This is a genomic window from Mesorhizobium sp. M1A.F.Ca.IN.022.06.1.1 (assembly GCF_003952605.1).
GTDB lineage: Bacteria > Pseudomonadota > Alphaproteobacteria > Rhizobiales > Rhizobiaceae > Mesorhizobium.
Map to the genome: position 1 here is coordinate 4,402,896 of NZ_CP034455.1, position 14,670 is coordinate 4,417,565.

At 62.8% G+C, this 14,670-nt stretch carries 13 protein-coding genes, 1 tRNA gene and 1 pseudogene; 7 read left to right on the forward strand and 8 right to left on the reverse strand.

The genetic code is table 11. The features are described 5' to 3' along the window. Window positions 1-50 precede the first annotated feature (50 nt). Window positions 51-2,511, forward strand: a pseudogene (locus EJ078_RS20835) (adenylate/guanylate cyclase domain-containing protein). A gap of 86 nt (window positions 2,512-2,597) precedes the next feature. Here EJ078_RS20835 and EJ078_RS20840 read toward each other — a convergent pair. Beyond that, window positions 2,598-2,674 (reverse strand) — tRNA-Met (locus tag EJ078_RS20840). A gap of 230 nt (window positions 2,675-2,904) precedes the next feature. Between EJ078_RS20840 and EJ078_RS20845 the strand changes: the two genes are divergently transcribed. Next, a complete protein-coding gene (locus tag EJ078_RS20845) occupies window positions 2,905-3,870 on the forward strand; it encodes a Gfo/Idh/MocA family oxidoreductase (protein WP_095823321.1) in 966 nt (321 codons plus the stop codon). Between the two features lie 53 nt (window positions 3,871-3,923). Here EJ078_RS20845 and mnmA read toward each other — a convergent pair whose 3' ends face one another. Continuing rightward, window positions 3,924-5,114 carry a tRNA 2-thiouridine(34) synthase MnmA gene (mnmA, locus tag EJ078_RS20850; protein ID WP_095781230.1) on the reverse strand — a complete coding sequence of 397 codons (1,191 nt, stop codon included), beginning with the start codon at window positions 5,112-5,114 and terminating at the stop codon, window positions 3,924-3,926. 257 nt (window positions 5,115-5,371) lie between these two features. On the opposite strand from mnmA, the gene EJ078_RS20855 reads away from it, so the two are divergent. Then, window positions 5,372-5,647, forward strand: coding sequence for a DUF1153 domain-containing protein (locus EJ078_RS20855; RefSeq protein ID WP_006203587.1), 276 nt, complete (start codon window positions 5,372-5,374; stop codon window positions 5,645-5,647). Window positions 5,648-5,713: 66 nt separating this feature from the next. Here the strand turns inward: EJ078_RS20855 and EJ078_RS20860 are convergent, their stop codons facing one another. After that, a complete protein-coding gene (locus tag EJ078_RS20860) occupies window positions 5,714-6,640 on the reverse strand; it encodes an NADP-dependent oxidoreductase (RefSeq protein ID WP_127215048.1) in 927 nt (308 codons plus the stop codon). Between the two features lie 165 nt (window positions 6,641-6,805). Here EJ078_RS20860 and EJ078_RS20865 point away from each other — a divergent pair, with 165 nt between their 5' ends. Further along, on the forward strand, window positions 6,806-7,138 hold the full coding sequence (locus tag EJ078_RS20865; RefSeq protein WP_245456971.1) for a helix-turn-helix domain-containing protein: 333 nt from the start codon (window positions 6,806-6,808) through the stop codon (window positions 7,136-7,138). A gap of 79 nt (window positions 7,139-7,217) precedes the next feature. Here the strand turns inward: EJ078_RS20865 and EJ078_RS20870 are convergent, their stop codons facing one another. After that, window positions 7,218-7,595, reverse strand: coding sequence for a flagellar export protein FliJ (locus EJ078_RS20870; RefSeq protein ID WP_095777257.1), 378 nt, complete (start codon window positions 7,593-7,595; stop codon window positions 7,218-7,220). 447 nt (window positions 7,596-8,042) lie between these two features. On the opposite strand from EJ078_RS20870, the gene ctrA reads away from it, so the two are divergent. Then, window positions 8,043-8,738, forward strand: a complete 696-nt coding sequence (ctrA, locus tag EJ078_RS20875) for a cell cycle two-component system response regulator CtrA (RefSeq protein ID WP_006203583.1) — start codon at window positions 8,043-8,045, stop codon at window positions 8,736-8,738. A 157-nt stretch (window positions 8,739-8,895) separates the two neighbouring features. Here the strand turns inward: ctrA and EJ078_RS20880 are convergent, their stop codons facing one another. The 3 genes from EJ078_RS20880 to EJ078_RS20890 form a co-directional block, all read right to left on the reverse strand. Beyond that, the gene (locus EJ078_RS20880) at window positions 8,896-10,266 is read right to left on the reverse strand and encodes an IS1182 family transposase (RefSeq protein WP_208720802.1); all 1,371 of its coding nucleotides are present in this window, start codon (window positions 10,264-10,266) and stop codon (window positions 8,896-8,898) included. A 95-nt stretch (window positions 10,267-10,361) separates the two neighbouring features. Continuing rightward, on the reverse strand, window positions 10,362-10,730 hold the full coding sequence (locus EJ078_RS20885; protein WP_127217419.1) for a response regulator: 369 nt from the start codon (window positions 10,728-10,730) through the stop codon (window positions 10,362-10,364). Window positions 10,731-10,963: 233 nt separating this feature from the next. After that, window positions 10,964-11,593, reverse strand: coding sequence for a histidine phosphotransferase family protein (locus EJ078_RS20890; RefSeq protein WP_127217420.1), 630 nt, complete (start codon window positions 11,591-11,593; stop codon window positions 10,964-10,966). Between the two features lie 386 nt (window positions 11,594-11,979). Between EJ078_RS20890 and EJ078_RS20895 the strand changes: the two genes are divergently transcribed. Together EJ078_RS20895 and EJ078_RS20900 are read left to right on the forward strand one after the other, a co-directional pair. Continuing rightward, the gene (locus tag EJ078_RS20895; protein WP_245299591.1) at window positions 11,980-12,516 is read left to right on the forward strand and encodes an EipA family protein; all 537 of its coding nucleotides are present in this window, start codon (window positions 11,980-11,982) and stop codon (window positions 12,514-12,516) included. A 137-nt stretch (window positions 12,517-12,653) separates the two neighbouring features. Then, window positions 12,654-13,799 (forward strand): hypothetical protein, encoded by a 1,146-nt coding sequence (locus EJ078_RS20900; RefSeq protein ID WP_095823317.1) that lies wholly within the window; start codon window positions 12,654-12,656, stop codon window positions 13,797-13,799. Window positions 13,800-13,840: 41 nt separating this feature from the next. Here the strand turns inward: EJ078_RS20900 and EJ078_RS20905 are convergent, their stop codons facing one another. Then, window positions 13,841-14,638, reverse strand: coding sequence for an RNA methyltransferase (locus EJ078_RS20905; protein WP_127217244.1), 798 nt, complete (start codon window positions 14,636-14,638; stop codon window positions 13,841-13,843). Between the last annotated feature and the right edge of the window lie 32 nt (window positions 14,639-14,670).

Sequence of the window (14,670 nt, forward strand, 5' to 3'; positions counted from 1 at the left end):
CGTCTAGTCTGATGCAGACCAGTGTGGCTGGATTGTTCCGACTCCCCACGATGCTTGAACGCCTCGGCATACGCGGTCGGCTGTTGCTCGCCTTTTTCGGGATCAGCGGCCTTGCGGTGCTGGCTACCGCTGCGGCGCTTTATGCCTTCCTCGAAGTCGGCGACGTTGTCGACCGAATCACCACGGATCGGGTGCCGCCGGCGTTGGCTTCCCTCCAGCTGTCGCGCCAGGCCGAACGGGTCGCTGCTGCCGCGCCATCGGTGCTGGCGGCGACAAGCAGGGCTCAGCACAGCAAGGTCTCGGCGGCCGTCGCGCTCGAGATGTCCCGCCTCGAGGCCCTGCGTACGGATCTCAGAGATGCTACGCTGGGCACAGTGCCTTTAGCTGAGATCGAGGAAGCTGCGGTTGTTTTGAGGCGCAACCTGAAGGAGCTTGACTCTCTTGTTGTCGCCCGCCTCGATGTCGTCGCCCGCAAGGAGGAGCTTCTGAACCGCCTCGCCGCGACGACGACCGGCAGCCAACGCCTTCTGGCCACCGGCATCGTGGTGATGGATTCCAGGCTCCCGCAATGGCGGGCGGTCGCGGCCGATACGTCGCTGTCGCCCGATCGACGCGCAGCGGCAATGGCCGACATGGTCCACGCGATTGCGGCTTACATCCCCCAGCAGAAGGCGCTGCTGGAGATCTCGGCGGTCAACGACGCGCTGGTGAAGGCCGCGACCGCGCCGACGCGAGGCGACCTGGCGTTGATCCTGTTTCCGCTGCACCGCTCGCTTGCCGCTCTGGAAACGGCTTCCTCGGAGATCGACGAAAAGCTGCAAACCCGTTTTCGGCTGCGGGTGGACGAGTTCGAGGCACTCACCGATGGTGAGAGCAGCATCCCGAAGGCACGGGAGGAGGAGCTTGCGGTCCTCGCGCAGGGCGAAAAACTTCTGGCCGAAAACAATCGGCTGTCGCGCAGTCTGACCGCAGCCGTCGACCGTCTTGTCGCCGCAGCGGACCGCGAGATCGCTGCCTCCGGTCGCGAAGCCGCGCTCGTCCAGCGCTACGGCACCGGAGTTGTCCTCGGCTCTGCCTTTCTCAGCCTGTTGAGCTCGGTTCTGGTCGTCTGGCTCTATGTCGACCGCAGCCTTCTCGCCCGTCTGGGAGCGGTGAGTCAGGGCATGCTCGCGATCGCGGGCGGCGACCTTCGTGCGCCGCTGCCGGCGGCGGGCAGCGACGAAATCGGGCGCATGGCCGAGGCGCTGAGCCTCTTCCGGGATACCGCTGTCGAGGTCGAGGAAAAGAACCTGCGCGACGTTGCAGAAGCGCGTCAGCGGCTGGTCGATGCCATCGAAAGCATTTCCGAAGGTTTCGCTCTCTATGACAAAGAGGACTGGCTTGTCCTTAGCAACAGCCGCTACCGCGAACTGCTATACGCCGGTCTGGAGGCAGAGCTAACACCCGGCATGGCATTCGAGGAGATCATTCGCCGATCCGCGGAGCGTGGCTACATCAGAGATGCCGAGGGTCGGGTCGATGAGTGGGTCGCGGAGCGCCTATGGCGGCACCGTAACCCCGGCGAACCGTGGGTGCAGCGGCGGGGCGACGGACGATGGATCATGATAAGCGAGCGGCGGATCAGCGCCGGCGGCACGGTCGCCGTCTATTCGGACATCACCGAGCTGAAGCAAAGGGAGGAGAACCTCGCCGAGAAGTCCGCTGCCCTGGAAGCGCTTTCCAGCAAGCTGGCCAAATATCTGGCGCCCCAAGTGTACAGCTCGATATTCACCGGCCGCCAAGACGTTAGAATCGCCAGCCAGCGTAAGAAGCTGACCATATGCTTCTCCGATATCGCCGGCTTTACCGAGACCACCGACAAGATGGAATCCGAGGATCTCACCCAGCTCCTCAATCACTACCTGACGGAAATGTCGAAAATCGCGTTGGATCATGGTGCCACGATCGACAAGTACGTCGGCGACGCGATCCTGATGTTTTTCGGCGACCCTGAGACGCGCGGCGTCAAGCAGGACGCGCTGGCTTGCGTGCAGATGGCGCTTGCCATGCAAAAGCGGATCAGCGAGCTTGGTCTGGCGGGACATGGGGATCGAAACACCGCTGCGCTGCCGCATCGGCATCCATACCGACTACTGCACCGTCGGTAACTTCGGCAGCGAGGACCGGATGGATTACACGATAATCGGCGGCGCCGTGAATCTCGCCTCGCGCCTGGAACAAGAGGCGGCTCCGGGGACCATCCTCATTTCCTACGAGACGTTTGCGCAAGTGAAGGACACGATCGATTGTGAGGAGATGGGGCACGTCCAGGTCAAGGGCATCGCCTATCCGGTCGCTACCTACCGCGTCATCAAGGCCAATCTAGCGGGCGCCTGTCGCGTTGTTCGAACCGAGCTGCCGCACTTCAGGCTGGAACTTGAACCGGGGCTGATGTCCGCCGATGAGCGTGGCGGTGCCGCCACTGCGCTTCGAGACGCGCTGGACCGGCTTTCCCACAAGCCCGGGCAGTAGGGGCTGGGTGCCGCGCCTGCCGGCAAATCACCGAACCGGGTCCGAGCAAGTCACGAACGATGTATTCGGGTCGGACAGGTGTGAGATGGTAGCGGAGGAGGGACTTGAACCCCCGACCCCAGGATTATGATTCCCGTGCTCTAACCAACTGAGCTACTCCGCCAGGAGCGGCGAAGAGGCTCGAAGAACCACACCGGTCGTGGGCAATTCGAGGCGTTCGCCAAGGTCGCGCGGATATAAGGTTGGCAGGGCAAAGCTGTCAAGCCGCACGCATCAGCATAATCTCATCCCGGAAAAGCCTTGCCGGGCAGACGCTGAAGCGCATGCAATCGGGGTTGAGTTCGACGGGGCACGTCGCTATGTCTCGGCCACGAAATTCTAGAGTTTGAACGAATGAAGCCGCGCATCGCCGTCCTCGGTTGCGGATACTGGGGCAGCAACCACATCCGCACCCTCAAGGCGCTTGGCGTGCTCCATGCCGTTTCCGACGTCAACCGTGCCCGCGCCGAAGGCTTTGCCAGCGAGCAGGACTGCCTGGCGATCGGGCCGGACGAGTTGTTCGAGCGCGCCGATGTCGACGCCATTGTCATGGCGCTGCCGCCGCAATTCCATGCCGACATGGCGCTGCGCGCCATCGAGGGCGGCAAGGACGTGCTGGTGGAAAAGCCGATCGCGCTGACGGTCGCGGACGCCGAGCGTTCGGTGCAGGCGGCCAGGAACAATGGCCGCGTCTTCATGGTGGGCCACGTGCTGCGCTTCCACCCCGCCTTCGAGACGCTGAAGGCGTTGATCGACAATGGCGAGCTCGGCGAGGTGCGCTACATCCACTCGCACCGGCTCGGCCTCGGCAAGTTTCACACCGAGAACGACGCGCTCTGGGACCTTGCGCCGCATGACCTCTCGATGATCCTCGCCATCACCGGCACCGAGCCGATCGAGGTCAGGGGCGAGGGCGCGGCACTGCTCGACAACCTCAGCGACTTCGCGCATCTGCACATGCGCTTTCCGAACGGCGTGCGCAGCCATCTGTTCGCTTCTCGTCTCAATCCCTATCGCGAGCGCCGGCTGACCGTGGTCGGAACCAAGGCGATGGCGGTGTTCGACGATGTCGAGCCGTGGGAGCGCAAGCTTGCCGTCTACAGGCACGCTGTCTGGCAGGACAGCGGCCAGTGGGCGTTCACCGCCAACGAGCCTTCCTACGTTACGGTCGGCGAAGGCATGCCGCTGACGCGCGAGCTCGCCCACTTCATGCAGTGCATCGAGACGCGCGCCGAACCCCGCACCGACGGCGAGGAAGCGATCCGGGTGCTGCGCATCCTGACGGCTGGGACGGTGGCGCATAGCGGGTCGCCCGCTTAAGGCGCGTCCACAAAAGGGAATCCTGAGGCAAAGCGCCCGATTGAAGGCGTGGGTTACTCGGCGGGGACGTGCGCGGGCTGCTGCGCAAGCCTGGATAGCATCGCCTCGGCCTCGGCGCCGCGCTCGGAGCGCTCGATAAAGCCGCCGCCATAGACTCGCGCCTCATCGCCGTCATCGGAATAGAGCACGCAGGCCTGTCCGGGCGCGATGCCGGATTCGCCGTCGACCAGCTCGACCGAGGTGACGCCGTCGCGGTGATGCAGCACGGCCGGGCGCGGCGGCCGGGTCGAACGGACTTTTGCGAAAAGCTCGATCCCGCCGGCCGGAACGTCGGAGAGCGGGCCGTCGCCGAGCCAGTTCATGGCGCGCAGGTAGATCCTGTGCGTCTCCAGCGCCTCGCGCGGGCCGACAATGACGCGGGCGCGGTCGGCGTCGAGATGGACGACGTAGAGCGGCTCGCCCGAAGCGATGCCGATGCCGCGGCGCTGGCCGATCGTGTAGCGCAAGATGCCTTCGTGACGCCCGAGCACGCGACCGTCGATATGGACAATATCGCCCGGATTGGCGGCCGCCGGCTTCAGCTTGGCGATAATGTCGGAGTACTTGCCCTGCGGCACGAAGCAGATGTCCTGGCTGTCCTGCTTGGCGGCGACCGTCAGCCCCATCTCCTCGGCGATCGCCCGCACCTGCGGCTTGGGAAGTCCGCCGAGCGGGAAGCGCAGATAGTCGATCTGCGCCTGGGTCGTGGCGAACAGGAAATAGCTCTGGTCGCGGTCTGCATCGACCGGCCTGTAGAGCGCGCGATGCGCGCCATTGGCGCGCGAGCGGATGTAATGGCCCGTGGCCAAAGCATCGGCGCCGAGATCCTGGGCGGTGGCCAAAAGGTCCGCGAACTTGACCGTCTGGTTGCAGGACACGCAGGGAATGGGCGTCTCGCCGGCGACGTAGCTCTCGGCGAAGGGATCGATGACCGCCTTGCGGAAGCGCTCTTCATAGTCGAGCACGTAATGCGGGATGCCGAGCGTCTCGGAAACGCGGCGGGCATCGTCGATGTCCTGGCCGGCGCAGCAGGAACCGGCGCGGTGCGTTGCCGCGCCGTGGTCGTAAAGCTGCAGGGTGACGCCGACGACATCATAGCCTTCGCGCTTGAGGATGCCGGCAACGACCGATGAATCGACGCCGCCCGACATCGCGACGACGACGCGGGTGTCTTCTGGGCGTCCGGGAAGATCGAGGCTGTTCATGGTTCTTTCAATCTGCGTGGCGCTGGCTGCCAATGGCCGGAATATAGGTCAAGCATCCCGGCGGCGCCAGCTTGGCTCCTCAAGCGATTTTATCGGGCAAAATCAGGGCCGGACCGCGATTATCTCAAATGCCGAACGAAAACCTAACGCGACGTTCACGATCCTTACCTAGTCATTAGGCTTCGCTTAGGCAATTTTTAAAGCTGTGGCGGTACGGTGGCGGGGATTGGGTCTTTGAGTTTTTAGTAGAGAGTACGATGACCGATCTGGTTAGACCTAGAGTCAAATATGTTATCGGGCCCGACGGCAGCCCTCTCACGATAGCCGATCTACCGCCGACGAATACACGGCGCTGGGTTATCCGGCGCAAGGCGGAAGTGGTCGCGGCGGTCCGCGGCGGACTGCTCAGCCTGGAAGAGGCCTGCCAACGCTACAAGCTGACCACCGAGGAGTTTCTCTCCTGGCAGGCATCGATCGACGAATATGGCCTTGCCGGACTGCGCACGACGCGGATCCAGCAGTACCGGCACTAGGCCAGCGCCGGAACCCAAAGAAGGGCGCGGAACTCCGCGCCCTTCTGCTTCCGGGATCTGCGCTGATCAAACCGTCAGCACAACCTTGCCGATCGGTCGGGTGGCGAGGAAGGCATGGGCGGCACCCGCCTGGTTCAGCGGAAAAGCCTTCGCCACGTGCACGGCGAGCTTCCTGGCATCGACTAGCCTGGCGAGTTCCACCAGCCCCTCGCGATCCGGCACCACCGACATGCGCTCGACGCGGATGTTGCGCTCCCCGGCCTTGACCCTTGTCGCATCGTGGACGTTGAGCAGCGACACCAGCACGCCGCCTTCGCGCAGCACTTTCAGCGACCGGTCGGCATGGTCGCCGCCCATGGCGTCCAGCACTAGATCGATATCGCGGACCTGTTCGGTGAAATCGCCTTTGGTGTAGTCGACAACCTCATCGGCGCCGATCGAGCGGACGTAATCAAGCTTGTCCGGGCTCGCAGTGGCGATGACCCAGGCGCCGCGCGCCTTGGCTATCTGCACGGCAAGATGGCCGACGCCGCCGGCGCCGGCGTGGATCAGGACGCGCTGGCCGGATTGCAGGCCGCCGTGGCGGACGAGACCCTGCCAGGCGGTCAGCCCGGCCAGCGGCAGCGCCGCGGCTTGGGCATGGTCGATGGCGGCAGGCTTGGCTGCGATCTCGTCCACCGGCGTGGCGACGAACTCGGCATAGGCGGCGGCCTGCTTGGGGAAGCGCGGCATGCCGAAGACCGCATCGCCGACCTTGAAGGCGGTCACGCCGGTGCCCAGCGCCTCGACGGTGCCCGAGATATCCCAGCCGAGAATGAAAGGTGGTTCGCCGATGAGAGGGAAGTAGCCGGCGCGCACCGCGCCATCGACCGGGTTGATGCCCGCGGCCTTGACGCGGACCAGAACTTCGCTGGCCTTGGGCGAGGGGGCCGGCTGTTCGGCGACGAAAAGGACGTCGGGTTCGCCAACGGAATTCTGGGTAACGGCACGCATTGGATGCTCTCCTGCTTGATTGCTGCCGCTATCATTTGGATAGTAACAATCGCTTGTCTAGTATGCACCTTTCGGATATATAGATACCTAATGGATAGTGAAGACAGCGGTTCCTTTGGCTACGATGCATTCCGGCGCACATGCCCGTCGCATACGGTGCTCGAAATGCTGGCCAGCAAATGGGTCTATCTGACGGTTTGCGCGTTGCGGCGCGGCCGCCTGCGCAATGGCGAGCTCGCCCGCAAGCTGGAAGGCATCACGCCGAAAATGCTGACGCAGACGCTGCGCGTGCTGGAGCGCGACGGGCTCGTCCGGCGCGAGGTCTATCCGGTCATACCGCCGAGGGTCGAGTATGAATTGACGGAGCTCGGCCAGAACCTTGCGGGACTGCTCAGCCAGATCAGGTCCTGGGCGGAAGAGCATGCCCCCGACATCAAGGAAGCCCGAGCGCGGGCATCGGTGGACCATCAGGATGATGAAACGGCGATGCTGCCCTAAGCCGGAGGCCGGGCTTTTTCGGCTCGTGGTTCGAAACGGCGATCAGGCAGCGCTCCGAGGGATCAATTGCGCTCGGCGGTCAGCCGATCATGGCGCTGCGGCCGCCCACTTCCGCGTCGCGGATCTTGCTGTCGCGCGATTCCAGCATCTCCGCCTTGGAAAGCTCCGCTTCAGCTTCGCCGAGTAATGATTCGGCCATGGTTCGCTGCTGGGCAAGATCGTTCTGCGAGTTCCTGAGGTTGTCGCGGCGCAGGCGTGCCGCCTTGGCGAAGGTCGGATAGGCAAAATGATTGATGTCGGTGATGCCGGCTTTTTTCTCTTCGGCGACGATTTGCGCCTCCAACTCGACGGCCATGCGTTCGAATTCGGCGATCATCATGTCCAGCTGCAACAGCTGGCGCCGCTTCTCATTCACCTGAAACTGCTTCAGCCGAACGAGGTTTTCACGTGACTTCATGACTCGGTACTCCGCAAACGCACACCTGCATATCGTCCCATCGACCTCGAGAGGTCTACGCGTCGCCCGTTTCCACCGGCTTTCCCCACTCTATGGGAAACAAAGCCCTAAAGATTTTGCCGGCGGTAACCTTTCGTTTACGGGCATTGTTAATCATACGGGCGAGGACTTAAGGCCGGGTAAAAATTCCGGACAGCGGCAGGAAGCGCGGCCTGCGAGTCTCTGGAGTCACTTAGGCTTGCTTATTAATGTGGTACATGAGCGATTTGGGTCTACGATTCGTTATTAGATTCAAGTGGGTGTAGAAAGGGGTTAAAAAATCTGATATCGTGACCGACACGAAATTAGGATTTGTTAACCAGTCGGTGGCACCTTCTGTTCAGGCAATCACTGCTCCGGGTTCGGGACGGGTCGCGACGCGACTCGGCGGCAGAAAAGGGGAATGAAATGCGTGTTCTGCTGATTGAAGACGACAGTGCAACCGCACAGAGCATCGAGTTGATGCTGAAATCGGAAAGCTTCAACGTCTATACGACCGACCTTGGCGAAGAAGGGGTCGATCTCGGCAAGCTCTACGATTACGACATCATCCTCCTCGATCTTAACCTTCCCGACATGTCGGGCTACGAGGTGCTGCGCACGCTTCGCCTCTCCAAGGTCAAGACGCCGATCCTGATCCTCTCCGGCATGGCCGGCATCGAGGATAAGGTGCGCGGCCTCGGCTTCGGCGCCGACGACTATATGACCAAGCCTTTCCACAAGGACGAGCTGGTGGCGCGCATCCACGCCATCGTGCGCCGCTCCAAGGGCCACGCCCAGTCGGTCATCACCACCGGCGACCTGGTGGTCAATCTCGACGCCAAGACGGTCGAGGTGGGCGGCCAGCGCGTGCACCTGACCGGCAAGGAATATCAGATGCTTGAGCTGCTCTCGCTGCGCAAGGGCACGACCCTTACCAAGGAAATGTTCCTCAACCACCTCTATGGTGGCATGGACGAGCCGGAACTGAAGATCATCGACGTCTTCATCTGCAAGCTGCGCAAGAAGCTCGACGCAGCGTCCGGCGGCCAGAATTACATCGAGACGGTGTGGGGCCGCGGCTATGTGCTGCGCGAGCCGGAAGACATCCGCGTCAGCGCCTGATCCTCTGCCAATTCAAACAAAAAACCCGGCCCAGGCCGGGTTCAGACTGCTGACGAACCCCGTCGATTTTCGGCGGGGTTTTGTTTTGCAGATTGATTGCGCTTGGGAAATTGGTGGCGGGAGCGGATGTCAGGAGGCCGCCGACGCAGATTTGGCCTCAGGCGAGGACCGGTTTGGGCTTTGGCCAGAGGCTGATTGCGATCTTTTTCATGTTCTGGGCGGCGGCTGCGATCAGGCACTGGCAGGCGACGCGGGTTCGCCCTCGGAAGCGGGCGTAGCGATGGCCGAACAGCTGCTTGGCATCGGCGAAGGATCGCTCGACCGTCTCCTTGCGACGCCGGTAGATGGCCTTGCCCCAAGCCGTGAGCCGGTTGGCATCGACGCGCTCGCGTTGATCCTGCCAGACATGGCGTGTGATGGTGCGCTCGGCCTTGGCGTTTGAGGTGCAGGAGGCCAGCAGCGGACAGTCGCGGCAGATGGCCGGATCGCTTCTGTAATGACGATACCCGCCGCGATCGGTGCTGGCGTAGGTGAGCAACTGGCCCTGCGGACAACGATAGCCGTCCCGATCCGGTTCATGGACGAAGGCGCTCTTCCTCATCTTGCCGGGCCTTGGCGGGCTCGGGTTGCGATAGCCGATGACGCCCCGGATGTTCCTGTCCTCCAGCCCCTTGGCGATGCCTGGCGTGGCATAGCCGGCATCCAGCCCCGCCGCCGCCACAACGAAGCCGAAGCGCTCCACCTGGCGGTCGAGCCGGCCAAGATAGACGATCGAGTCATGCATGTTGGCCGGCGTGGCGAAGGTATCGGTGATGATGCCGCAACGACCGTCCACCGTGCGGTGATCGAGATAGAAGAAGCCCTTCGGCTTGCCCTCGCGCACCATGTAGCCGGCCTCCGGATCGGCGCGCGAGACCTTGGTCTGCTTGACCGGCGGCTTGCGCTCTTTCTGCTTCAGCGGCTTCTGACCGTGCAGCGCCCGTTCCGTCTCGATGGCGCGGTCGAGCTCGCCCCAGTAGTCGGCACGCGACTTGGCGACCATGGCAAGGTCGTATTTGCCCTTGTTGGCGTTGGCCTTCAGGTGCGTGCTGTCGGTATACAGCACCGTCCCGTCCACCAGCCCCGCAAGGATCGCCTGCTCCACGATGCGGTCGAAGATCGCCTGCGCGATCGTCTCGTCCTGGTAGCGCCGACGACGGTTCTGCGACAGCGTCGAGGCGTCGAACACCTTGTCGGTCAGCTTCAGCCGCAGGAACCAGCGGTAGGCGACATTGACCTCGATCTCGCGCACCAATTGCCGCTCCGAGCGCACTCCGAACAGGTAGCCGATGAACAGCGCCTTGAACATCAAGGTCGGGTCCAGCGGCGGGCGGCCATTGTCGGCGCAGTACAATGGCGCCGTCAGACCGTGGATGAACGAGAAGTCGATCGATCGATCGATCTTGCGCAACAGATGATCGGCCGGAACCAGCTGATCCAACGTCACCATCTCAAGCGCGGTCTGTTCAGCGGCGGGTCGCTTCAACATGACCCAGTGAATCAAAAACCCCGGCAAACGCCAGGGGTTTGTCAGCAGTCTGAACCCGGCCCAGGCCGGGTTTTTTGTTTGGGGTGTCGAAAAGCTCAGGCCGCGATTTTCAGGAAGCGGAAGCTCTCGAGCAACTGCGCGCGGTTGAAGGGCTTCAGCAGGTAACCCTGGGCGCCGGCACGTTTCGCTCGCATGATCGAGCCGACATCGACTTCGACGAGCGAGACCAGGATCTGCGGCTTGACGGGGCTTTCGATGGCACGGATGCGGCGAATGAGGTCGACCGCCTGCATATCCGGCAGGCCGCCGTCGACAACAATGACATCGGGCATGTCGCCGGAGCAGATCTCGATCGCATCAAGCCCGCTGGCCGCCTCGAAGACCACGATGTCCGAGCCGCCAAGGATACGCTTCGCGACCTTCCTGATGACGCTCGAGTCGTCCACGAACAGGCAGCGTTTCATTTCCGGGTCCTCTTTGCCATCTGCCGAACCGGCAATCCGGTAACCGTGAGGCACCCTAGAACAATCTGGTAAAGAAGCCGAAAAGCGGTTAGGTAAAGTTTTTCCAAAGAACCGCTTTGCGCGGTTTTGGCCTGCGATGCACCTACAGTTCCAGGCGGCAGGCAATGCTTCGATCGCACTGCCAGCTGCAAGATCAGTGACAATGGATACTTGACCTGTTCTTGGCTGTCGCCTCAGGCTGCCGACAACACGATCTCTTCGGCCGTCGCATGGATCGAGATCGTCATGTTCGCCTCGCGCGCCAGAAGCAGCGTGTAATAAGGCTGGACCGAGTGGGCGTCGATTGGCTCCTCGGGCTTGTGGCCCGAATGCAGCTCGAGGAATTTCGGCGGCACCCGCAGCATGGGGCCGCTCGCCGACAGCGAGAAACGCGGTTCGGTCTCTAGGTTCTCCAGCGTGACAACCAGCCTGCCGCCACGCGGTATGGCGGCATTGGCGACAAGAATGAGATTGAGCAGAAGCTTGACCTTGTTCTTGGGCAGCAGCGCGCGGGCGCCGTTCCAGACAAGTTCGGGCTTCTCGTTCTTCAGGAAGGCAATGGCCACGGCCTCGGCGTCGCCGGTATCGATCATCATGCCGGCGGAGCCCGCGGCGCCGAAGGCGATGCGGGCAAACTGCAGCCGCGCCGAGGCGTTCCTGGCGCTCTGGCGAATCAGCTTCATGGCGTCTTCGTCGGCGCCGCCTTCATCGAGCAGTTCGAGGCCGTTGTTTATGGCGCCGACCGGCGAAATGATGTCGTGGCATACGCGGCTGCACAAAAGCGCAGCCAGATCGGGGGCGGAGAGGGTGAAGAGCTCGGCCATCGGAGAAATCCCTGCTGGTTCACATGTCATGGCCGAACGTTGTCGCGCCCGCTACGCGAATCACGCTCTTTTCCAAGGCCTTCTGAATACACAGCGCCCGTCCATGCATCAACAAATCCACAGCTGCGGACAGCGAAAATGGTGCGTGATGCCGCGAAATTGAGGCTGATAGAGATCGTGTCAGGCTCTTCAGCCCTCGAACCGCCATCTTCCTGCGCCAGCTTAATGGTTGAAAAAGGATTACGGCATAGTTTGCCCGTAACAGTCATCTCGAAACGGCCGCCAAGAGCCGTAGGGATACGAGGCGTCGGCGAAAGTGCTCCCTGACGGAGATTGGAAGCATGTTTTCCCGATTCTTTGACCGGATGTTCGTCCGCGTCCTCACCATGACGATCGCCCTCTCGGGTGCTCTCATCCTCTCAACCTCGGCGTCGCGGGCCCAGGAATACACCGCGCAAGAGATTGTCGATTCCGGCCACAAGTTCTTCGGCGCGACGTCGGGAGGCCTCGCCACCGTGGTCGAAAAGGTGTTCGCGTCCTACGGCCTGCCAAACGGTTATCTGCTCGGCGAGGAGGGATCCGGCGCGCTGATCGGCGGCCTGACCTATGGCGAGGGCACGCTGTACACCAAGAACGCCGGCGACCATAAGGTGTTCTGGCAAGGCCCATCGCTCGGCTGGGATTTCGGCGGCGAAGGCTCGCGCGTGATGATGCTGGTCTACAATCTCGACGATATCAGCAGCCTCTACAACCGCTTCGGCGGCGTCGCCGGATCGGCTTATGTCGTGGCGGGCGTCGGCTTCAACGTGCTGCAAAGCAACAGAGTGCTGCTCGTTCCGATCCGCACCGGGGTCGGTGCCCGGCTCGGCGTCAATCTCGGCTATCTGAAGCTGACCGAGCGGGCGACGTGGAATCCGTTCTGACCGGACAGGATTGCCACAGCCGCTCGGATAAGACTGATCGTGCCGCGGCGTGCTCTTGCCGCGGCGCTGGATTTCCGCCATGCCAAGGTGGCACAGTCGGCATGGCGGGTTGCCGCCTCGCATACGGATAGTCCACCTTGGTCCAGTCGATCCTGTTCTTCGCACTCGGCTTCCTCTGCGCGGCCTTTCTGGTGTCGCTGATCGCGCCGGCCGTCTGGCGGCGGGCCGTCGTGTTGACACGCCGGCGCCTTGAGGCCTCGATGCCGCTGACGCCTGCCGAGATGCTGGCCGAGAAGGACCGTATCCGCGCCGAGTTCGCCATGAACACGCGCCGACTCGAGATGAACATCAAAAATCTGAAGGAAAAGGTGGCCGAGCAACTGGTCGAGATCGGCCGCGCCCAGGAGGCCCTGAAGGGACTGGCGGTCGAGAAGAAGGACAAGACTCAGGCGCTTTCCGATCTGCAGGCCAAGAACGCGGAGCTCAGGCTGCGCGAGGAAGAGTTGCACAAGCTTACGGAAAAGCTGGCGCAGGCGGAGCGCTCGCTGGAGAAGCGCGCGCTGGAGCTGCAAAAGCTCGAGCAGATGTATGACGAAGCCAGCTTTTCTTCCTCAAACCGCCAGATCGAGCTCGTCGCCCGCGAATCGGAACTGGACAAGCTTGCCAATGACATTGCGGTGCTGCGCAGCCAGCGCAAGGAAGCGGACCGGCGCAATCAGGAACTGGCAGCGGAAAGCAAAGCCGCCAGGGACGCGCTCAAGGCGGAGAAGAAGCGGACGGCCGAGCTGGACAAGAAGGTCGAACGGCTGCTTGCAACCCTTGCCGACCGCGAGGAAAAGCTGGACAGGCGCGAAAAGGAGCTTGCGCGGATGCGCGAACGCCCAAGCAAAGATCATGCGGTAAATGGCGGAACGCATAAGGCCGACGAAGTCCAAGGGATCGACAATGCCATCGCCAAGCTCGAAGGCGATCGCGAGCGGCTAGAGGCGCGGCTGACGGCGCTTGCGCGGGAGAACAAGCGGCTCAAGACCGATCTTGCCGTGCTCGAAACGGCACAGCCCGAACAGGCAGGCGACGCGCCGCGCGCCGGTGCGGCGCTTCGCGAACAAATGAACGAACTGGCAGCCGAGGTCGTCAACCTGACGATGAAGCTGGAAGGGCCGGATTCGCCGATCGCCAAGGCCTTGGCGACACCTCGCGACGAGCGGCAAGATATCGGCGAGCGCGGCATCAGCCTCGCGGACCGTGTCAGGGCCTTGCAGAAGGCCAACGCAAGCAACTGATCCGAATGCCGTGGCGAGCGGAGCGTCTTGGTCCTGCGCCGCTATCGTTTCGAGAAGTGATGCAGGGCGATGGCCGATGCGGCTGCAACGTTCAGGCTGTCGAATCCCTCCGCCATGCCGATCCGTACGGTCCGCAGGCGACTGAGCAGGGTCTCGGGCAGGCCTTCGCCTTCCGTGCCGAGAAAGAGGGCCAGCCGAGACGTTCTTTCCGCAGCGCGGATGTCCGTTTCGCCGCGCGGCGAGAGCGCGAACTGGGCGAAACCCATCCGGTCAAGCGTTGCGGTCAAGCTCATCGCATTGTCGAAGGAGCCGAAGGGCACCTTCAGCGCCGCGCCGACCGAAACGCGGATCGCCTTGCGGTAAAGCGGATCACAGCAGGTGGGATCGAGAAGCACGGCGTCCGCGCCAAAGGCTGCGGCGTTGCGGAAGATCGAGCCCATATTGTCATGATTGGATATGCCGACCAGAACCACGACCAACGCGCTTGCCGGCAAGGTTTCGAGCAGCACCTCGGCCGGTTGAGGAGAGCCCCGAACGCCAATCGCCAATACGCCGCGATGCATGTGGAAGCCGGCGATCCGGTCCATGATGTCGCCGTTTACGACATAGATCGGGAGGTCGGCTGGCGCCTTGCGCAAGACACCTTCGAGGCCCGCCCGCCTGTTCTCCAGAATGAGGGCCGATTCCGCTGCGAAGCGTCCGGCCGACAGCAGAAGATCCAGCACCACCTTGCCTTCGGCGACGAAGCGCCCATGTCGTCCGACGAGATCGCGCTCGCGGATATCGAGATAGGCGGCGACACGCGGATCCCGCGCGTCGTCGACAGGGATGAGGTTCATAGAAATCTCGCCGGCGAACGATCGTCAGCAAG

Coding starts and splice junctions, on each gene's coding strand:
- ctrA (WP_006203583.1), top strand. CDS start 8,043: ATGCGTGTTCTGCTGATTGAAGACGACAGTGCAACCGCACAGAGCATC.
- EJ078_RS20865 (WP_245456971.1), top strand. CDS start 6,806: ATGCTGGCCAGCAAATGGGTCTATCTGACGGTTTGCGCGTTGCGGCGC.
- EJ078_RS20870 (WP_095777257.1), bottom strand. CDS start 7,595: ATGAAGTCACGTGAAAACCTCGTTCGGCTGAAGCAGTTTCAGGTGAAT.
- EJ078_RS20895 (WP_245299591.1), top strand. CDS start 11,980: ATGACGATCGCCCTCTCGGGTGCTCTCATCCTCTCAACCTCGGCGTCG.
- mnmA (WP_095781230.1), bottom strand. CDS start 5,114: ATGAACAGCCTCGATCTTCCCGGACGCCCAGAAGACACCCGCGTCGTC.
- EJ078_RS20905 (WP_127217244.1), bottom strand. CDS start 14,638: ATGAACCTCATCCCTGTCGACGACGCGCGGGATCCGCGTGTCGCCGCC.
- EJ078_RS20855 (WP_006203587.1), top strand. CDS start 5,372: ATGACCGATCTGGTTAGACCTAGAGTCAAATATGTTATCGGGCCCGAC.
- EJ078_RS20880 (WP_208720802.1), bottom strand. CDS start 10,266: ATGTTGAAGCGACCCGCCGCTGAACAGACCGCGCTTGAGATGGTGACG.
- EJ078_RS20845 (WP_095823321.1), top strand. CDS start 2,905: ATGAAGCCGCGCATCGCCGTCCTCGGTTGCGGATACTGGGGCAGCAAC.
- EJ078_RS20890 (WP_127217420.1), bottom strand. CDS start 11,593: ATGGCCGAGCTCTTCACCCTCTCCGCCCCCGATCTGGCTGCGCTTTTG.
- EJ078_RS20885 (WP_127217419.1), bottom strand. CDS start 10,730: ATGAAACGCTGCCTGTTCGTGGACGACTCGAGCGTCATCAGGAAGGTC.
- EJ078_RS20860 (WP_127215048.1), bottom strand. CDS start 6,640: ATGCGTGCCGTTACCCAGAATTCCGTTGGCGAACCCGACGTCCTTTTC.